This window comes from Peribacillus sp. 05N428 (assembly GCF_056397085.1).
Genome location: NZ_JBFTMS010000008.1, coordinates 91,156 through 109,942 on the forward strand (window position 1 = coordinate 91,156; position 18,787 = coordinate 109,942).

Below are 18,787 nucleotides of genomic sequence, written 5' to 3' on the forward strand. Positions count from 1 at the left end.
GCCCGCGGAAAGCGGTGCCTGAAGTGGAAATCAACGTCCAAATTTGTACAAGCCTAAATCATTTTTTGTCATTCCCAAAATAGCAAGCTAAATATATTCTACCGAGGCGTTTATTGAGCCAAGTAAAAAAGCCCTCCTTCATATACATGGCATCAGTTGGCCATGTGAACGATCCTGTTTCAATAAAATCGTACATCCAGAAAAACAATGGCAGGTAATCTAACAAAGAGGAAGATTTTGTATAAATTCATTAGTATAATTGATGAAATTACAATAAGAAAGGAAGGATCACTCATGCATGCTTTAAAAAAGAATGCCACATGTATCCTTGAAATCAGTTATCTGTATATACTGTTCTTTTTTTCAGAGCTACAAACTACTACTGTAAGCTTTTTAAAAATAAAGTAAGAATTATGTAATTAAAACCCCTTGAATGAACTATGTTAAAGGATCCTCAAGTTTTCGAACATTCCCTTACGATTATTTTATCTTCATAATTAGCACTTTCAACCATCATAACAGCCAATTTGTGCGCCTTGTCTGTGCAAGATCCCCCAAGGACGAAATGACAATTCCCCTTACTGGTTCCAGATTGATAAACTGGATGCCCGACAAGCGTTTTAAGACATTAACTCAGTCCTCTGTAACTCCATTCCTACCAACATGACGATATAGGGCTGAGCTTTTTTCAACAGGTAATGATTATTCTACCTATCCCCTACTGAGCTACCTTACTAGCCGTGAATGAAAAATATTACAAAGTTGTTCCTTTCAAGTGAAAAACATAAGTTCACCAAAAAGGGACAAACTGTATTTGAAAAAAGAAAGGAGATGTGAGACATGACAAAAAAATTCAATAAAGGCAGCCGTAACCAAAATTCGCCGCAATTACACGGACAAACCCCTGTTAGTGGGGACAATAGCAAAGGAAATAAAAGAAATAAAGATCAGAGCTCTAAATCAGAGTAACTAAATGAAACAAACCGGTCATATTCAGACCGGTTTGTTTCATTTGCACACTCTTCATTGTTAAAAAGAACAATTCTCAAGGGTCCCCTTCAAAAAAGGGCGATCATTGAATTATCCTGTGTCCACTGGACCAACTTTGATTCCAAAAAGCCCAATTCTTTAAAAGCGTTCCAAACTGTAAATGGCGTGCTGCAAAACTGCCCCCAGGAAAGTTTTAATTGGAAGGAATTCGTGTTACATATTTATACCGGAAGTGAATGTAAAAATCATGTTGAGTTAGCTATTTGATTCTTTTTGCATTAGATCTTCTGCTCTAGTGTTGATGTCTCCAAATCATCAGTATCTTGATGAGTATAAGTAAAGTTTTTTGTCATCAAACTGACCACCACTAAAACAACAATGTTAACAAATAGGGCGATAATACCCACATTCAGGTCTTTTATTGCTTGAGGAAGATAAGGAAATAGTTGACTGATTTTTATGTTCCCTAGTTCCATAATGGAGACTAGTACTCCTCCTGTTATTATCCCTGCAAATGCTCCATGTTTGGTTACAAAATTCTTTCTCATCAAACTTGCGAAAAAGGCAGGAGCAAGTTGTGTAATAAAATTATAGGCGATTAAAGCGAGACTAAAGAGGGTGTTTCCACCTTTAAAGGTCAAGTAAATCCCTACTAGAGAAATAAGCGGAACCAAATATTTCACCAGTTTTGCAATTTGATTTTCCGTTGCAGATGGAGTGAATACGCTGTATACATTTTTCGCAAGCAATGTTGATATAGACATCAACAGCATGGAACTTGGGACTAGAGCGGCTAACACGCCAGTACCACCGATTAAGCCTACAAACCATGGATCAAATTCTTGTTTAGAAAGCTGTAGCAAGATAAGGTCGGCGTCGCCGCCTTTTAATCCAGGCATCTGTAAGATCGCTGCAAACCCGACAAAAAAGGCAAACAATAAAATCAATTGGTACATTGGCATTAGGATTGCATTTTTTCGCAGTGCTTTCTCGCTAGAGGCAGCATAAATAGGAGAAAACCCGTGCGGCCACATATAAAATCCAATAGAGCTTAATACAACGGTCGATATATACCATGAAACGCTCTTTCCCTGATTTGGAAGTATGGTATAGTTCGGCTTTGCCTGTTCAACGGCCTCATACATAGGTTGAAGACCGCCATAATAATGAAGTGGGAAATAAACTCCTAAAAATACAACAACGCCAAGAATCAGAATATCCTTCAAAATAGCTGTCCTGGCAGAACCGTGAATACCGGAAACCATTACAAAAATGGTAACACCAATTGCTCCAACCCAAATGGCAGCTGTAGAAGAAATGACCCCATAGGATGTTGCAGAAACGATATATCCTAAACCCTTCAATTGCAGGACTAAGTAGCAAGTACAAGCTATAACACCTATTACAGCAACAAGCACACCAAGATATGGACTTTGATATTTTTTCACAAAAAAATCAGATTGGGAAACTAATTGGTGTTTCTTTGCATACCTCCAGATTGCCGGAAATGTCCAATAGGAGATGACTGTAGCCAGACAGCCATATGTCACGATACTAAAGATGGAACCGCCTTCCCCATAAGCCGATCCGCTTGCCCCCAAAAAGGTAAAGGTAGTATACATTTCACCTGCGGATAAGAGGAAAATCAATAGGGCCCCCATCCCGCGACCTCCAACCGACCATTGTTCTAAGTTCATTTCTTTCCCTTTTTTGGCCTGGATACCGATCAAAACGGAAATGACGAAAAAAAACAGGATGAAAAAAACGGCAATGTTCATCTTGAATCTCCCTTCTGATTAGCAGGATCGAGTAGATAAATAATCCCCATTATACCTGTGGTCAGCACAGACCAAAGTACAATCCAAAAATGAAAAAATGGCATACCCAGAACATAGGGAGTCACTTTATTTGTAAACAAGGTGCCTACGATAAAACCAAGAAACGGGATAATTCCGAGCCAATATATTTTTTTCATTCTCTTAGCCCCCTAGTATATTAGATTTAACATTTTTAAAGTCCCATGAACAAATAACTTCACCCCAATTTGTAGAGCCTGTTCATCGACTGTAAATTGGGGATGATGGTGAGGATATATAATCCCTTTTTCTTCATTACGAGCTCCTATTCCAATATAAGATCCCGGAACTACTTTTTGAAAAGCAGAGAAGTCTTCACTTCCCATAATTGGCTTTGAAATTTCTCGACTTTCTTCACCAAATATTTCACAGACTGTTTCGTCCATAAATCGGGTAACTTCTTCATCATTAATGGTAGGAGCATAACCAAACTGATAATCGAATTCATAAGTAGCTCCATGCGCTTCAGTAATCCCTTTTACTATCCGTTCGATAAAATTCGGGATTTCTTCCCGCAGTTCCGGATTGAAGCTGCGAACTGATCCACCAATGCTTACCTTACTTGGAATAACATTAATCGCACTTCCCGCATGGAACTGAGTCACTGAAATCACCAGGGCTTCCTGGGCATCTCGATACCTCGAAACAATGTGCTGGAGATTTGATACAACCTGAGTTCCAATTGCTATGGGATCGACGGTAAGTTCAGGCTGTGAGGCGTGCCCCCCTTTACCCACCACAGTAATGTTAAAAGTATCAGCTCCAGCCAACACTGGACCGTAACCCAAACTAATTTTCCCTAAAGGAAGAGTCGACAAGAGATGGGATCCAATGATCATATCCACCCCATCCAGCACACCGGCTCTAACCATTTCTTGAGCTCCACCGGGCGGCAGTTCCTCGGCATGTTGAAATAAAAAGCGCACCTCCCCTTTAATTTGATCCTTTAACTGTGTAAGAGTTTTTGCTGTGCCAAGCAGCAATGCCGTATGCCCATCATGTCCGCAAGCATGCATAACTCCTGAATTCTGTGACACAAAGTCAAAATCATTCTCTTCTACAATTGGAAGCGCATCCATATCTGCCCGCAGTGCAATAACCTTCCCAGGCTGCTGACCGATCAAACGAGCCATTATACTCGTTTTTGTCGGACGTGAAATTTCCAATTCACCAAAAGTTTGCAGCTTTTCATAAACAAATTGTGCTGTTTTTTCCTCCTGAAAAGACAGCTCCGGATACTTATGTAAATATCTTCTCCAAGCAATCACTTCATCTTTAACAGCCTCGATCAAATCATGAATCATTATGGTTTGAGACATACGCTACAACCCCTTTTCGTTTGATTTTACACAGCAACCCTTAATTTAGGTTAGTTTAAGGAAAAAATTCCTTAAATAGAGTATAATCTCATACGATCTTCATAACAATATTTTTTGAAAATTCCAAACTGTTTTTTCACACTAAAAAAGCACCCAAATTATGGGTGCCTGCAATTTATAATAATCGATAAATTTTACTCGGTCTTCCACGGGTGGCATTAGCCTCTTCACCAACACATTGTGCCAACTCAACTTCGCACATATCCGCAACAATACGCCGTACATTCCGCTCTGTCATCTCAAGATGTGTCGCTAAGTCCTTTGTAGTAAAATCACTCCAGCCCATTCTTTGAACGAGAGCCGATATCTTCTTATACGTTTTAACACTGATATTTCCGTTTTTCAACTTTTCTATAAGGGGTTTATTGTGGGTACGGGTACCATATTGCAGTTCTTTCTTTTTGCCTGGTGATTCGATAACTTTGCCATCATCTTGAATAATCACAATTTCTCGCTTCTTCATCTCTTTTGAATGTTGAATAGCACGAAAAGCATTGATTTCCGCCGAATAGGCAGTCTCACCGAAGCCAATTCCGACGGCAACGGTTGTATCTGCTTCAAAAGCCAATTTTTCAATCGTTTCTTCTAGCGTAATGATTTCTCGTTCAATTGCGCCGCGAGAACTAAAAATCATGTATCTTCCATTCCCTTTCTCTGAAAAGGAACCATTTATTTTTTCTCCAAGTTGAATCAACATTTCTTTTAGCCGTAGCTCCAAGTACTGTAAATGATAAGGAGTTTTCATTTCCTCTGCAACTTTGTTAAAATATTCGACTTCAATGATTTCAACTCCGATTTGTGTATCCTTAAAGTAGGAAGTCTTTACTTTTTCAGAAAGAATTCGAAGCGTTTGCCTCACTTCCATCTTACTCATCGACATACGGTAAGCTGGAATGCCATATTCCCTTAAAGCTTCACACACGGACGGAAAACAAGAAAAAGCGCCTTCTGTCTTTCCCGTATTCCATAAATCCAAGTGAAAATGTACCAATTCATCGGTATCAACATCTGTCTCAAACACTTTCGTATAAATCTTTTTGGTTTTTATATTCAACTGTGACAAAGCTTCCTCACTTATATTATTTGAGGACATAGTATCGATACTTAGATGCTCAATGATTTTCCCTTGTTCGTAGATCATCTCTAAAAAAGATTTATAAAAACCTGATTCCGTAGCAGGAACATGGACCATTATTTTATCTGTACGTATTGTTTTTCCCGCAATTTCATAGGGAAGTGGACCAGAAAAAAGCCATGCATGTACGTGAGATTCATGTTCCTTTACAATATTCTCCACCTCTTCGGTCCTTACATAGGGCAATGAGATGAATTCCAACTCATGTTTATATTCTTCTGCCAAAACTAAAATTTGTTCTATAGAAGTTTTTAGACCGACAAGTCCGATTTTATACATCCAGTAATCGACTTCCTTTACCATCTGTAATAGATTCATTGTTATTTGTAGAATATCCTGGTTTAATCCAAGTCATGATATCGTAATCCTATTTCTTCTGCTGTCTAACTATTGTTTCAATTTGTATGAGCCCTTGTTTTTATTTTTTGTTACCTCTTGATCATATCAGCAGCAAAAAGAAAAATGTGGTAGCCAATGCTATAATATATAGTTGTATTCATACCCACGCCAAATTTTTTCTCTTATGTATCATTTTATCATGCAACATGAAGTAAAAATACGTTGTATACGTTATTCAAGTGATTCATAACTACTTTTCCATCTCATTCGGTTTTCAGCACATATATAATTTTGGGTACCTATTTCGATAAAAAACCACGTAACTTTACAAGGGCTACGTGGTTTGCAAACTATGATATATTAAATTTTCACTGATAGTTCTTCTTGATAGATAATTTCACCATTAATAATAGTTGTTTCTACTTTTAAATCTTTAATTTGGTTTGGGTTGACACTTAAAATGCTGTCATTTAATATAACTAAATCCGCCAACTTTCCGACCTCTATGCTTCCTTTTATCTCTTCTTCAAAACTAGCATAAGCGCCATTCCAGGTGTATAGTTTAATAGCTTCCATTACGTTTATGGATTGATTAGCACCAAACTCCATTCCAGACTGGCTTTTTCTATTGACAGCAACATGAATTCCTAATAAAGGATTATAGTCAGTAACTGGCGCGTCCGATCCACCTGCAGCCATGATGCCACAATCAATATAATCACGAACAGCATACATGTGATTAACACGATCACCATAGTGTTGGACATATATCTCTCCGAATTCATATGGAAATGGAGGATTTGGAATAGGAACCATCTCGAGTTTTTTCATTCTCTCTTGTAAATCCGGTGAAGAAATTCCCGCGTGCTCAATCCGATGACGATGGTTTTTTCTTGGTGATTCCTCCAACGCCTTTTCCACACAATTCAAATACATTTCAATGGCTTTATCACCTTGTGCATGTACAGTGATTTGATAGCCTTTTTTATGTGCTTCACCTAAAACCTGATAGATTTCTTCCTCACTATAATAAAGAATGCCATAATTGTTAGAGTCACTGGAGTACGACTCACGAGTTGCAATTGTAGGCCCGGTACTACTTCCATCTGTAAACAATTTAACTGGTCCAACTTTGAATCTCTCATCTCCAGTACCAGTTACCACACCAGCTTCGACCATTTTATTAACAAATTCATGGGAGTTATTTACCTGACATATCATTGCATATATTCGGACACGAATATCCTTACTCTTCACAGCTTGTTGCAGTAAACGGTAATTCTCAGGACCATTTCCTCCTGCCTCATGTATACTTGTTATGCCCGCTGCAACGAAATGATCTGATGCAATTTTCACAGCCTTCATCAGTTCACTTTCTGTATAACTTGCAAACTCGTTCATACTCATATTTACTGCTTCAATTAATTTCCCTGTAAGCCTTCCTGCCTTATTCTTTTCAATGACTCCCCCATTAGGATTCGGGGTGTTCTCATTAATTTGCGCTATTTCTAATGCTTTGCTGTTCACCACGCTTATATGGTTGCAAGTACGGGATACAATAATGGGGTGTTCATCTGAAATTCCATCCAGTTCAGCGATTGATGGATAACGCTTTTCCTTCACTGCGGCTTCATTAAAGCCCCAAGCACGTATCCATTCACCTTTAGGAGTTTCTAAGGCTTTCTTTTTCAGGTCAGCTAACAAAGCCTCGATGGAATCGATATGTTCAGCTTTACAACTTACCGCCAACTGATTCAACCCATAAAAAATGAGGTGAATATGAGAATCAATGAATCCAGGAAGAAGCGTTTTTCCTTTCAAGTCAATTACATCCGTTTTTTCTCCTATAAAACTCTTAACCTCCTGATTTGAACCAACAACTGCGATACGATTCTCTTTTATTGCTACAGCTTCGACTACTGTATTCTTTTGGTCTACTGTAATAACCTCTCCATTTATCAATACAACATCAGCTTTCATACACTCATCCCTTTCGAAATTACTCTTTTAGAGTGATCAGTTCAGTATTTAGCATTCACCTGCTTAAAATATGCCCACTTCCCATTTCACATTATTTCAGATTGATCTCATGGTTCATTTTATAATTCTTTTTCAAAAATACTGGACAATCCCACTCACAAACAAGGTCCTTAGCCAAGGAAACGACCCAGTCCTTTGTAATATGACACTTTTCTCCATCAACAGTAATAAACACTTCACCGTCTGTCACATAGAAAACTTCCTGTTCTTCTAGATGCCACGTTCCTTTATTCGGTTCGCCCACCCATGGTTCCCACGTGTCAACACCAAGTTGTTGTGCTTCTTCGGCTGTAAGTTTTTTCGCAAAAAACATGATGATCCTCTCTCTTTCTTATAGGTAATTTTGAAGGAATAGGTTTTATAAACTTACTGTCTTAACATTTGTATCTTTTAAACGTTTGAACTCTTTTTTCATAAAGTATATGGCAATGAGAAGGCCTGGAATTTCTGCGGCAGGACCTGCGTACCATATACCTTCTACACCCCAGAATTTCGGGAAAATAAATAGAAACGGGAACATGAACAACAGCATTTTGCTAACACTAATAAACGTTGCGGACCAGTTTCTCTCTTGTGCTTCAAAATAACCGGAGATAAGCAAGCTGACTGCATTAAGCGTAAACAAAGAATTGAATACAACTGTCGTCCAAATGCCCAGTTTCTGCAATTCAGGATTACCAACGGAAAAAAATGACACAATTGGATTTGCAAAAATGATTAGTATGGATGTCACAATCACAAAGAAGGCAACCGTAAAAATGAGTCCCATCTTAATTGCTTGTTTAACACGATCAAGATTGCCCGCACCGTAGTTATAACTAATGATCGGTTGAAGCCCTGTCATCCCACCGAGCGCTGCTAAGGCGAGCATATTGGTGATGTAACCGTTTTGAATCGTGAAAGCGGCGACATGCAGCCCACCACCGTACCTTTGCAGCATGTTGTTGAAGAAAATAATGGCAATGAACATCATGAACAGACTCGAGAAAGATGCAAAGCCTGTCCAAGCCACTTCACCGATCGTCTTGAGATTAATCATCATATCTTTCATTTTTGGCTTAAGTTTTGTTTTACCAAACCAGAAATAAAAGATCAGGAAAACAGGGATCGATTGCGAAATCGTATTGGCCCATGAGGAACCCATCATCCCCATGTCATACTTCGTTACCATAATCCATTCTGTAATCCCACCAACAACTGCTGCGACTAACCAACTGTTCATTGATAATACAGGTTTTTCATCGATATTGGTTAAAACACTTAATACAACGGCCAATATCGTTAATGGCAATGAAATCCATAGCAGTCGGCTATATTGCACCGCATATGGAAGCGCTTCATCACTTGCTCCGAATAAGGTCATGATTTGATTTTCAAAGACCACTCCAATTACAGCTAGCAAAGTGGAGAAGAAAAGAGTAAACCATAAGGTTTGTCCCATAATACCTCTAGCTTCTTCGATTTTCCCTTTTCCAAGGCGAAGTGAAATGACCGCTCCGGCTCCCACACCCAAAAGTACGCCAAGCATACGGGTAATAACCATGACCGTAAATCCAATTCCAATCCCTTCGACTTCCAGCTCCTGAAAGCCACTGACGAAATAGCCATCGACAACCGCTGCAACTCCTAGAATTGCGTTAGCCATAATTCCTGCCAAAGCAAATCGTAAATATAGTAACGGAATACTTTTGGTTCCCAGCACTGAATCATGCGCTGGCTTATTCATTACTTCTACTTGCTCTTTCTTCGATGACGGACGGTTGTCTGCTATTTCCATGAGCATGTCCCCCTATAAATAATTGATGTAGTAAGTTAAGCTCAATTAATTCGCATACCAACCTACAGGCTTGGCATACTGGTGGATATTGATTTGCTTCGTTTCCATAAAGTGTTCCAGCCCAACAGTACCTAACGCTCTGCCGATTCCACTTTGCTTATATCCTCCCCAAGGACCTTCAACATAAGCGAGATGATAACTATTAATCCAAGTAATTCCCGCACGCAATTTACTAATGACACGTTTTGCACGATCCATATCTTCAGTAAATACCGCACCAGCTAATCCATAAATGGAATCATTCGCTTTTTGGATGGCATCTTCCTCATCTTTAAATTTCTGTACAACAAGGACCGGACCAAAAATCTCTTCCTTAACAATACGCATATTCGCATTTACATCAGCAAAGATCGTTGGGGCAATAAAAAATCCTCGATCAAGCCCATTTTCCGTTAAGCGCTTACCACCACAAACTAATTTTGCCCCTTCTTCGATTCCGCTCTTAATGTAATGTAAAACTTCATTCATATGAGGCTCGTTTGTGAGGGCTCCCATTTCAATGTTTTCGCTTTCCCCGTTGCCAACTACAATTTTGTTTGCGCGTTCGGCTAATCTTTCAACAAACTTATCATAAATCGTCTCTTGTACAAGCAAACGAGATGCAGCTGAACAAACCTGCCCAGCATTGTGGAAAATACCAAACATCGCATTCTCGACTGCAGTTTCAAAATCCACATCGTCAAACACAATAAGTGGAGATTTACCACCCAGTTCAAGTGTGATTTTTTTCATATTGCCCGCAGCTGCACGCATAATGCTTTGACCTGTTTTTGTTCCGCCGGTAAAGGCAATCTTATCAACATCATGGTTCTCGGCAAGCTCATTCCCAACTTTTGATCCAGGTCCCAATACCAAGTTTGCCACTCCGGCCGGAAGTCCAATCTCTTCGAAAATTCCAAATAACATGTATGCGCTTACAGGAGTGACCTCAGCAGGCTTAAGTACAATTGTATTCCCTGCGGCGAGTGCAGGAGCGATTTGCCAAACAGCTAACATAAGCGGGAAGTTCCAAGGTACAATAAGTCCACAAACACCAATCGGTTCATGAATAATAAATGTTTCTGAAGAATCAGCACGAGTGTAAGATTCCTTTTTCATGCCTTTGATCAAGTCAGCATAATAGCGGAAGCATTGAATCGATACCGGAATATCCACATAGGTGGTTGCACGAATGACCTTACCGTTATTAGCAGTTTCCAAACGTGCAATTTCAGCTGCCTTCTCTTCAAGACGGTTTGCAATCTTATAGAGATAGTCAGCTCTTTCATCAGCTGATAAATCCGACCAGATCCCGCTGTCAAACGCTTTACGAGCCGCCTTGATTGCTATCTTCGCATCGTCTGCTGATCCATCAGCAGATGTTGCGATCACCTCTCCGGTTGCAGGATTGATAATGTTTCGTCTATCAGCGGATAACGCTTCTACCCATTTCCCGTCAATGAACATGTTTATTTTCATAAACAACTCTCCTTTAAGCAATAATATCTACTAGTTTAAAACCAATATGTGCTAGATTTACCAGAATGGTTTTCTGATTATAGAATGGGAATGATTTGAGGCGTTCCTTTTCAAACCGATATCCACCTGCACTCCCCGTAACGATCCATTGTGCCAATAACTTGCCAAACAATGTCGAGAGAGAAGCGCCGTGGCCCGTATAACCCGTTGCGAAATATGCGCCTTCTTTGGATTTGCCGATAACAGGGAACGTATCAATTGTAACCCCGATAAATCCACCCCAACTGAAATCAATCTTGCTTCCTGCTAGTTTTGGCATTATTTTAACCATGGCATCGTAAACACTTTGATAAACGGCATCGCCTAAGTTTGGACGAATATCGCCACCGCCGAATACGATCCGATTATCTGGTGTACGTCGGAAATAGTAAAGGAAATTGCTTGTATCAAAAACCATGCGATCTTTAGGAATGATGGTATTCACCACTGATTCTGGTAGCTGTTCAGTAGCAATGATACGTGCCGAAATTGGCAGTACGCCTTTGTTCAGTTCATTCATGATTTTTCCGGAGTACCCATCTGTAGCGACAATAATGTCTTTCGCAGTAACAGCTCCTTTTTCTGTTACAACTTTCACTCTGTTTTGACCGTACTCAATAGATAGTGCTTTCGAATGCTCAAAGATTTTTGCACCGATCGATTTAGCTGCTTCTCCCAAACCAATTGCATAATTCAGTGGCTGGAACGAGTAACTCGAGTTGTCGACCAAGCATCCATAATAAATCGGGGAATCGATCTCTTGATGCAACTGACTTCGATCAAGCACGCTTGAATCATACCCAAAATTTTCGTTTAAGAATTCGCTTTCATTTTTCAATTCTTCAAAATGCTTGGCTTTGTAAGCCGCCACAATGTGACCTGTCTTTCTAAAGTCACAGTTGATTTGATGCTCGTCAATGATTTTTTTTACCAGTTCAACGCTAAACAGGGAGAGATCGTTAAGCTGTCTTGCCTCGTCGGCACCATACTTTTTGGCAAGCTCCTTCATCGTTGGCTTATAGCCTGGCAATACCATCCCGCCGTTACGGCCGCTGGCACCATATCCGATCGTTTCTTGCTCAAGGACAATGACACTCTTCCCTAATTTTTGCAAATGATACGCAGAAGAAAGACCTGTGAAACCTGCGCCAATAATGACAACATCCGCCTCTTCATTTCCTTTAAGAAACTTTCCTTTTTCATAGCTTTTTGCAGTCGCTGCCCACAGTGATAGAGTATCCATTCGATCCATCTTATCCATGCTCGTTATTCTCCTTATGTGACATGTATGCTATAATACAGTCAAATTTTATTCACAATATTCACACTTATTAAGTCCATCATATGACTTGGTGTTTCCTCCACGTCAATAGCCATTTGAGAGTTTTTTGAATTCATTTTCGTAAAAAAGTGGAGTAACTCCACTTTTTTTCATTGGGGGCATATATGAAAATAGGTACATTTGCAAAGCTTTTTCATGTTACGGCCGATACCGTTCGTTATTACATTGAACTTGGATTATTAATTCCAGACAAAAAAAACACCCAGTATCAAATGAACCAATTTTGTCTCGACGACATGGCTTTTATTGCTGAGCTGAAAAAATTTCACTTTTCACTTCTAGAAATTCAACAAATTTTATCGTATCGGCGAGTCACAAACTTCTCTGATCATGATGATATCAACTACTACAACAACTTACTCATTGATAAAAAGAACCATCTGATTAAGAAAAAAGAAGACATATCAAAAACTATCAAATTGATTGAAAAAGCGGTTCAAACCAGTTTACCTTCATCCAAAGAGGAGAATTTTACAGGGGTCCCACTTTCCTTTGTAAATCTGCTCTATTGTCCGATGTGCCACATTCCACTTGAAATGAAAGATGTAACGATTAAAAAAGTTTACATTCAAACGGGGAGTTTAACTTGTACCTGTGGATACGAGGCTGCTATCGAGGAAGGTATCATCATTACCGCGAACTTGTACGAGACTTCTCCTTATCCATCTTACTTTTACGATAAAGAAACGATTAAAGAGATCAATCCCAAAATGATTAACTTATTTGAAAAAAGTAATTTTTGGTTTCAAAAAGTTCTGCAAAATGTAGATTTGAAAAACAAATTAATCGTGGAAACAAACGTTGACGCTTTTGTGTCACTACCCAAATATATCGATGTTCTTGAAACGAGCGCATCCTATGTATTCAGTGGCTATTCGCTTGCGATGCTCAAGAAGGTTAGAAAAAGAATGGAGCGCATGAATCCAGAGCCAAATGTACTGTATATTTTGAATTCTGATTTAAATTTGCCATTGAAGCCGCTTAGCATCGATGTTTTTGTGGATAGTTTTACTGCAAATGATTTTTCACTGCTCAATCCGCAGTTCCCAATTCATGTTCTAAAAAACTATTTCCATAGCAGTTCAACAATTGTCGGCGGGTATTCATATTATGATAGCTCGGGCAAATCCTTGAAAAATATTTCTGCCTTATATCCAAATTCCCACGAGCATATTTTATATCCAAAATACTTAGAAGAAAATTTATCAGGCAACGGATTTCAAATCACGCAGAGTGAAAATATCGGTTACTGTACAGACCCAGGACCTTTTTTTGATTATCATGTAATAAACGAAAAATTCCACATGCTAATGTATTTGGCTAGTATGAAAAAATAGCATACAAAGAGGCTGGCCGAAAAGCTGCTAGTCAACGGATGAGACAGCTTCATTGTAGCCAATAAAGTTCTGGTGCGAAAACTTCAAGATAATTGCAATCAATCTCTGAATTTTTGTAATACTGATACTATTACTCTAATAAAGGTTCGTCAGAATATTTATTAGAGTGGAAACATTATCATCATGATATTTTTTTGCAAACAGTAAGATGGGAACTTTAGCTTTCGTAATTAGGTAGAAATGATGCACGAACAGGTTTTATCCGTTGCTCATACAACGATTAGCGTTGGGTTCTCAGTATTGATGGTGCACTGGCAAATTGGTTAGAACCCATTGAGGGCATCCAAGCGCCATTAACAGGTTCCTCGGAGGTGGGTGATGTTAGCTGGATTGTACCTACTGCCCAATGCACAACAGCTTGTTTTGTACTTGGGTCACCTTTGCATAGCTGGCAGTGGGTTACACTGGGATCAACATCCATTGCCCATAAAGGAATGCTTCATGCTGGCAAGGTTATTGCGGCAACTGCAGTAGAAGTACTTCAAAATCCGGAATTAATTGAAAAGGCAAAAACGGAACTAAAAGAACGATTACAAGGAAAAAGCTATATCTCCCCTATCCCGCAAGATGTAAAACCTTTAGTAAAAAAGATGAAGACTAGATTACTGAGTTGCCGTAATCGTAAATTGTTCGCAGCCAAACTCGATTTCTTCGAATTTGTCTAAAGTCTCAGGGATCTTCGATTGGAAGATCCCTTTTCCATTTGTGCTTATGAGCTCGCTGTTAAGATCAGGAAAGCCCCAGTTTCGCAAATCTCTAAGGGTCATAAAAATTAATGGTAAAAAGCTTATCCCATCACATTCAACAGATATCCTTCAATTTCGTGCTTGCTTTTTAAAATAACTATTAGCTTTTCAGGGTCACTCTTTTGAAGATCGGCAAATCTGGCTTTCATTTCTTTCTTGCGAGGAAAGTAAGTGGATATGATAAATTTAATAAACTGCCAGTCTAGTTTTTCATTGCAGCCTTTAGCCATATCAGGCCTTGTTTTACCTAGATTAGACAACAAGCGTTTTATCACACGGTAAAAGCAAACACGGAGAGGAAGTTCTAAATAAATAATCGTATCGGCTAGCTCCGAACGTAGGTTAAAAGAATGACTATAGTTGCCTTCCATGATCCACTTGTCATGACCCAATACCTTCTTCTGGGCAGAAATAAAAGCCTCTAAAGGAGCCTCCACCCAGCCAGGTTTCCAGTAGAATGTATCCAAATGATATACTTCGATATTCAAAAGATCTCCAAGCCTTCTTGCAAAAGTAGATTTTCCGACACCTGCGGACACTCCGATAACCATGATACGTTCCATTGATATACCATCCACTCTCCCCTTTTATGTTCATAAGAAAAGGCGACCCTTCTTGAAGAAGAATCGCATCAGTCATAGAAACGGAAATATGGGTACTGCATTGTCCTGTCATGAACAAGCCTGCCTTTTATCTTATCGCTATTAAATCAGTTGCCCTAAATGTTTCTTTGCCTCGTAATCAACAAGTCCTTCATCCTTCTTAATTCGTGCCAGATAATCCGGGTTGGCGATAAGCGGACGTCCAATCGCCGCAATATCAATGATGCCTTTTTCCAGTGCTGCTTCCGCTGTTTCAGGATCAAGCCCGCCCACACCGACTATGATTCCATCCCAGTGGCTGCGTACCAATTCATGCATGGTCAATCCTCTTGCAATCGGTTTGGTAAATTCCATCGTGGATGGGTGAATCATTTTGACTCCTGTTTCATTGAACGCTTCAATAAATGTTTGGATCGCTTTTTCAGGGTCTTCCCACATATAAGACGGCTGGTCAATTTTCAAAGCCGAGAAACGAATAAGGGTACGTTCCGCTCCTACCGCATCAATAACTGCTTTTAGCACTTCCTTCATAAATGTCAGACGCTGTTTTAAATCACCACCGTACCGATCGGTCCTTTTATTGGAGGTGTCAGAATTGAACTGGTCTATTAAGTAGCCGTGTGCACCATGAATTTCTACGCCGTCAAAGCCAGCATCCATTGCATTCTTTGCAGCTTGTTTATATTGGTCCACAACTTCAGCAATATCCGTCTCTGTCATTTCTTCAGGAATGCCAAAAGGTTTGCCGAATCGTGAAACCTTCCCTTCCGCAGCGATAGGTGACGGAGCCTGCGGAGGAAGTCCTCCTGCAATTTCATGGTGGCTTGCACGGCCCACATGCCAGATTTGCGCAATAATCGTTCCGCCTTCTGCATGTACTGCTTCCGTTACTTTTTTCCACCCGTCGATTTGCTCTTGAGTATATATTCCGGGAACCCCAGGATTGCCCTTTGCTCTTGGTGAAATCACTACACCTTCAGTAATGATGAGTCCGATTCCATCTTGAGCCCGCTTTCGGTAATATTCTACGGTCAGGTCATTCACAACACCAGTTTCGTTATCGGCAAACGACCGAGTCATAGGAGCCATTGCCGTTCTTGTTTTTAAGTTCCATGCACCTATTGTTACAGGTTCAAACATTTTGGTTTTTATTGTTTTCATTTGAGTTCCTCCTGTTAACCGCTTTACCTGAGCTGAATTTTAGTAACTTTCATTGTGTAAGATTATCCGATAAGTGGTTAATTTTCAAATAATTCACTCTGATTTTTTCACTTTTGATGAAATATGGTAATAAAGACCAGAAAAAAAGCCAGACAGAGAAACTCCATTCCCTGCTGGCTAATTTATCTTATTAGTCTCGTGCTGTTCTGATAAAAAACGATACGATCAAACCAATGATTGCAAGGACAAGGCCGAAAATAAAGGCATCTTGAACGCCTGCAGTCAATGAACCGCTAATGGCAGATGGATCGAACGGATCTTCTGCATTTGCCATATAATTTTTTTGGGATGCTGACATGATCGTAATGGCAACGGTTGTACCGATGGCCCCCGATACTTGTTGCAATGTATTCATTAGAGCCGTTCCATCCGGATAAAGATTTTTTGGCAGTTGATTCAGGCCATTTGTCTGGGCCGGCATCATGACCATCGAAACACCAATCATAAGGAGGGAATGCATGACGATTACCATTATGATCGTCGTTTCAGTCGTTACGTTCGTCAAAGTCCATAACATGACAATCATAATAATGAAGCCTGGAACCACTAACCCTCTTGGACCGAACTTATCAAAAATGCGCCCCGTAACCGGAGACATGATACCATTAAGCACTCCACCCGGCAATAGTACCAGCCCAGCAGAAAACGCAGCTAATGCAAGCCCGGTTTGCAGGTATAACGGTAAGAGAATCATGGATGACATGATGACCATGAAGGTGATGAAGACGGTTATTAACCCTAACGTGAACATCGGGTATTTAAAAACGCGCAAGTCAATCATCGGTATATCCATATTGAATTGCCTCACAGCAAACAGGAATAACGCTATAAGTCCAACAATGATCGAGGATAAAACGATCGCATTGCTCCATCCTTGCTCTCCGACAATACTAAAGCCATAAACAATTCCCCCAAAACCAATGGTCGATAAAATAATGGATGGTACATCGATTTTAGGTTTGGTGATTATTGAAACGTTTTGCATATACTTGAGACCGAATAGTAAAGCGATCACAAAGAACGGCAAAGACACCCAGAAAATGTAGTTCCATTTTAGATTTTCAATAATCAAGCCTGAAACTGTCGGTCCGATGGCTGGGGCAAACATGATCACCAGCCCCATCAATCCCATCGTCGCTCCCCTTTTATGAATAGGGAAAATCAATAAAATGGTATTGAACATGAGAGGCAATAAAAGACCCGTTCCGATTGCCTGGATGACACGGGCTAGCATCAAGATGCCGAACCCGGGTGCAATTGCTGCAATGAGCGTCCCAATGATGGAGAACACCATTGAGGCAATGAATAATTGACGAGTATTGAACCACTGAATCAAGAGTCCCGAAACGGGAACCAGTATCCCCAATGTCAATAGATAACCCGTTGTTAGCCATTGCACGGTTGAAGGACTGACATTGAATTCTTGAATTAGATCCCCCAGCGCCATGTTTAATGCCGTCTCGCTGAATAACCCGATGAACCCTGCAATTAAAAATGCAATTAATATAGGGGTCGTCCTAATGACTGGGTTTTGTTGCTGTGTTGCATCTGCTGACATAAAATAATTCCTCCAATTACTAACTGTTCGACCTAAGCTTAAGATAATTTTTCCGCATGACTTATTTATTTATCAGCAATAATGGTATCTGTTCCGCAATGGCTTGGAGAGGTTCCCCGTTTTTCGCCGTTAAGGATAAAAGGATACCGCCTTCAATCAAAGCATTAATTACGATACTCAATTCTTTTGCCCGTTTCTCACTGAAGTCTGCTTCGAGTAATTTCTTCACATAAATGGATTGCCAATCTTCCATCGCTTCTTGACAGGCCATTCTTATCTGCTCACTCGTCGTATATGTTTCCGCTGCAATCGTCCCGATTGGCAGTCCTAATAGATTTTCACTATGACCAAAAACCTCGGATAAATGAAAAATATGAGACTGAATGGCTTTAATAGGGTCTTCAATTTCATCAAACCCCCGTATAATTTCATCTATCACGAATTCTTTTGTATGAATAATCGCCTCGATCGCCAATTCTTCTTTGCCTTTCGGAAAATAATGATACAGCGAACCTTTTGGGATACCACTTTCCTCAATAATGTCCTTAAGCCCCACACCGTAATATCCACGTATACGAAAAAGTCTGGAAGCAGCTTCAATAAGAATGTCTTTCGAGTTTCGTTTCTCTGCCATAGCTGGATCACTCCTTGAAATTATATCAACCGGTCTATTAGAGACTATACTTGTATATCATTGTTTTGTCAAAGATGAAACTTATGTATGCATGGAATATCGATTAAAACTCATTGGAAACAAAACAAAAAAGAACACCTCATAATGGTGTTCTCTGCAAGTTTAAAAAATCGAGAAAATCAATACCTTCTCTAAACAACCCGGAATTTTTTAA

Annotated in this window: 15 protein-coding genes and 2 pseudogenes; 4 read left to right on the forward strand and 13 right to left on the reverse strand. The window is 39.8% G+C overall.

What is annotated here, in order from left to right; all coding sequences use genetic code 11:
• Positions 1–840 precede the first annotated feature (840 nt).
• The gene (locus AC1DIV_RS10380; protein WP_258832991.1) at positions 841–969 is read left to right on the forward strand and encodes a hypothetical protein; all 129 of its coding nucleotides are present in this window, start codon (positions 841–843) and stop codon (positions 967–969) included.
• Positions 970–1,268: 299 nt separating this feature from the next.
• Here AC1DIV_RS10380 and AC1DIV_RS10385 read toward each other — a convergent pair whose 3' ends face one another.
• From AC1DIV_RS10385 to AC1DIV_RS10425, 9 genes are all read right to left on the reverse strand, one after another.
• The gene (locus AC1DIV_RS10385) at positions 1,269–2,768 is read right to left on the reverse strand and encodes a sodium:solute symporter family protein (RefSeq protein WP_477576312.1); all 1,500 of its coding nucleotides are present in this window, start codon (positions 2,766–2,768) and stop codon (positions 1,269–1,271) included.
• The gene (locus tag AC1DIV_RS10390) at positions 2,765–2,965 is read right to left on the reverse strand and encodes a DUF3311 domain-containing protein (RefSeq protein ID WP_340874658.1); all 201 of its coding nucleotides are present in this window, start codon (positions 2,963–2,965) and stop codon (positions 2,765–2,767) included. Before AC1DIV_RS10390 ends, AC1DIV_RS10385 begins: the two co-directional genes overlap by 4 nt.
• A 12-nt stretch (positions 2,966–2,977) precedes the next feature.
• A complete protein-coding gene (locus AC1DIV_RS10395; protein ID WP_477576314.1) occupies positions 2,978–4,165 on the reverse strand; it encodes a M20 family metallopeptidase in 1,188 nt (395 codons plus the stop codon).
• A 175-nt stretch (positions 4,166–4,340) separates the two neighbouring features.
• The gene (locus AC1DIV_RS10400) at positions 4,341–5,639 is read right to left on the reverse strand and encodes a helix-turn-helix domain-containing protein (protein WP_340878441.1); all 1,299 of its coding nucleotides are present in this window, start codon (positions 5,637–5,639) and stop codon (positions 4,341–4,343) included.
• A 420-nt stretch (positions 5,640–6,059) separates the two neighbouring features.
• Positions 6,060–7,679, reverse strand: a complete 1,620-nt coding sequence (locus AC1DIV_RS10405) for an amidohydrolase (protein WP_477576316.1) — start codon at positions 7,677–7,679, stop codon at positions 6,060–6,062.
• A 91-nt stretch (positions 7,680–7,770) separates the two neighbouring features.
• Positions 7,771–8,052 carry a cupin domain-containing protein gene (locus tag AC1DIV_RS10410; RefSeq protein ID WP_340874653.1) on the reverse strand — a complete coding sequence of 94 codons (282 nt, stop codon included), beginning with the start codon at positions 8,050–8,052 and terminating at the stop codon, positions 7,771–7,773.
• A gap of 45 nt (positions 8,053–8,097) precedes the next feature.
• On the reverse strand, positions 8,098–9,516 hold the full coding sequence (locus AC1DIV_RS10415) for an MATE family efflux transporter (RefSeq protein ID WP_477576317.1): 1,419 nt from the start codon (positions 9,514–9,516) through the stop codon (positions 8,098–8,100).
• A gap of 45 nt (positions 9,517–9,561) precedes the next feature.
• Complete coding sequence (locus tag AC1DIV_RS10420; RefSeq protein ID WP_477576319.1) at positions 9,562–11,034, reverse strand: aldehyde dehydrogenase family protein; 1,473 nt, start codon at positions 11,032–11,034, stop codon at positions 9,562–9,564.
• A 13-nt stretch (positions 11,035–11,047) separates the two neighbouring features.
• Positions 11,048–12,334, reverse strand: a complete 1,287-nt coding sequence (locus tag AC1DIV_RS10425) for an NAD(P)/FAD-dependent oxidoreductase (RefSeq protein WP_477576321.1) — start codon at positions 12,332–12,334, stop codon at positions 11,048–11,050.
• Between the two features lie 185 nt (positions 12,335–12,519).
• On the opposite strand from AC1DIV_RS10425, the gene AC1DIV_RS10430 reads away from it, so the two are divergent.
• The 3 genes and pseudogenes from AC1DIV_RS10430 to AC1DIV_RS10440 all read left to right on the forward strand — a co-directional run.
• Positions 12,520–13,752 (forward strand): MerR family transcriptional regulator, encoded by a 1,233-nt coding sequence (locus AC1DIV_RS10430; RefSeq protein ID WP_340874643.1) that lies wholly within the window; start codon positions 12,520–12,522, stop codon positions 13,750–13,752.
• 158 nt (positions 13,753–13,910) lie between these two features.
• A pseudogene (locus AC1DIV_RS10435) lies at positions 13,911–13,983 on the forward strand (IS6 family transposase); the annotation flags it as partial.
• 80 nt (positions 13,984–14,063) lie between these two features.
• Positions 14,064–14,402: pseudogene (locus AC1DIV_RS10440) on the forward strand (amidohydrolase); the annotation flags it as partial.
• A gap of 197 nt (positions 14,403–14,599) precedes the next feature.
• On the opposite strand, the gene AC1DIV_RS10445 reads toward AC1DIV_RS10440, so the two are convergent.
• The 4 genes from AC1DIV_RS10445 to AC1DIV_RS10460 form a co-directional block, all read right to left on the reverse strand.
• On the reverse strand, positions 14,600–15,121 hold the full coding sequence (locus AC1DIV_RS10445; RefSeq protein ID WP_340874641.1) for a P-loop NTPase family protein: 522 nt from the start codon (positions 15,119–15,121) through the stop codon (positions 14,600–14,602).
• Between the two features lie 141 nt (positions 15,122–15,262).
• The gene (locus AC1DIV_RS10450) at positions 15,263–16,321 is read right to left on the reverse strand and encodes an alkene reductase (protein ID WP_445670090.1); all 1,059 of its coding nucleotides are present in this window, start codon (positions 16,319–16,321) and stop codon (positions 15,263–15,265) included.
• Positions 16,322–16,511: 190 nt separating this feature from the next.
• Complete coding sequence (locus tag AC1DIV_RS10455) at positions 16,512–17,939, reverse strand: MDR family MFS transporter (RefSeq protein WP_340874639.1); 1,428 nt, start codon at positions 17,937–17,939, stop codon at positions 16,512–16,514.
• A gap of 61 nt (positions 17,940–18,000) precedes the next feature.
• Positions 18,001–18,573, reverse strand: coding sequence for a TetR/AcrR family transcriptional regulator (locus AC1DIV_RS10460; protein WP_477576323.1), 573 nt, complete (start codon positions 18,571–18,573; stop codon positions 18,001–18,003).
• Positions 18,574–18,787: the final 214 nt, after the last annotated feature.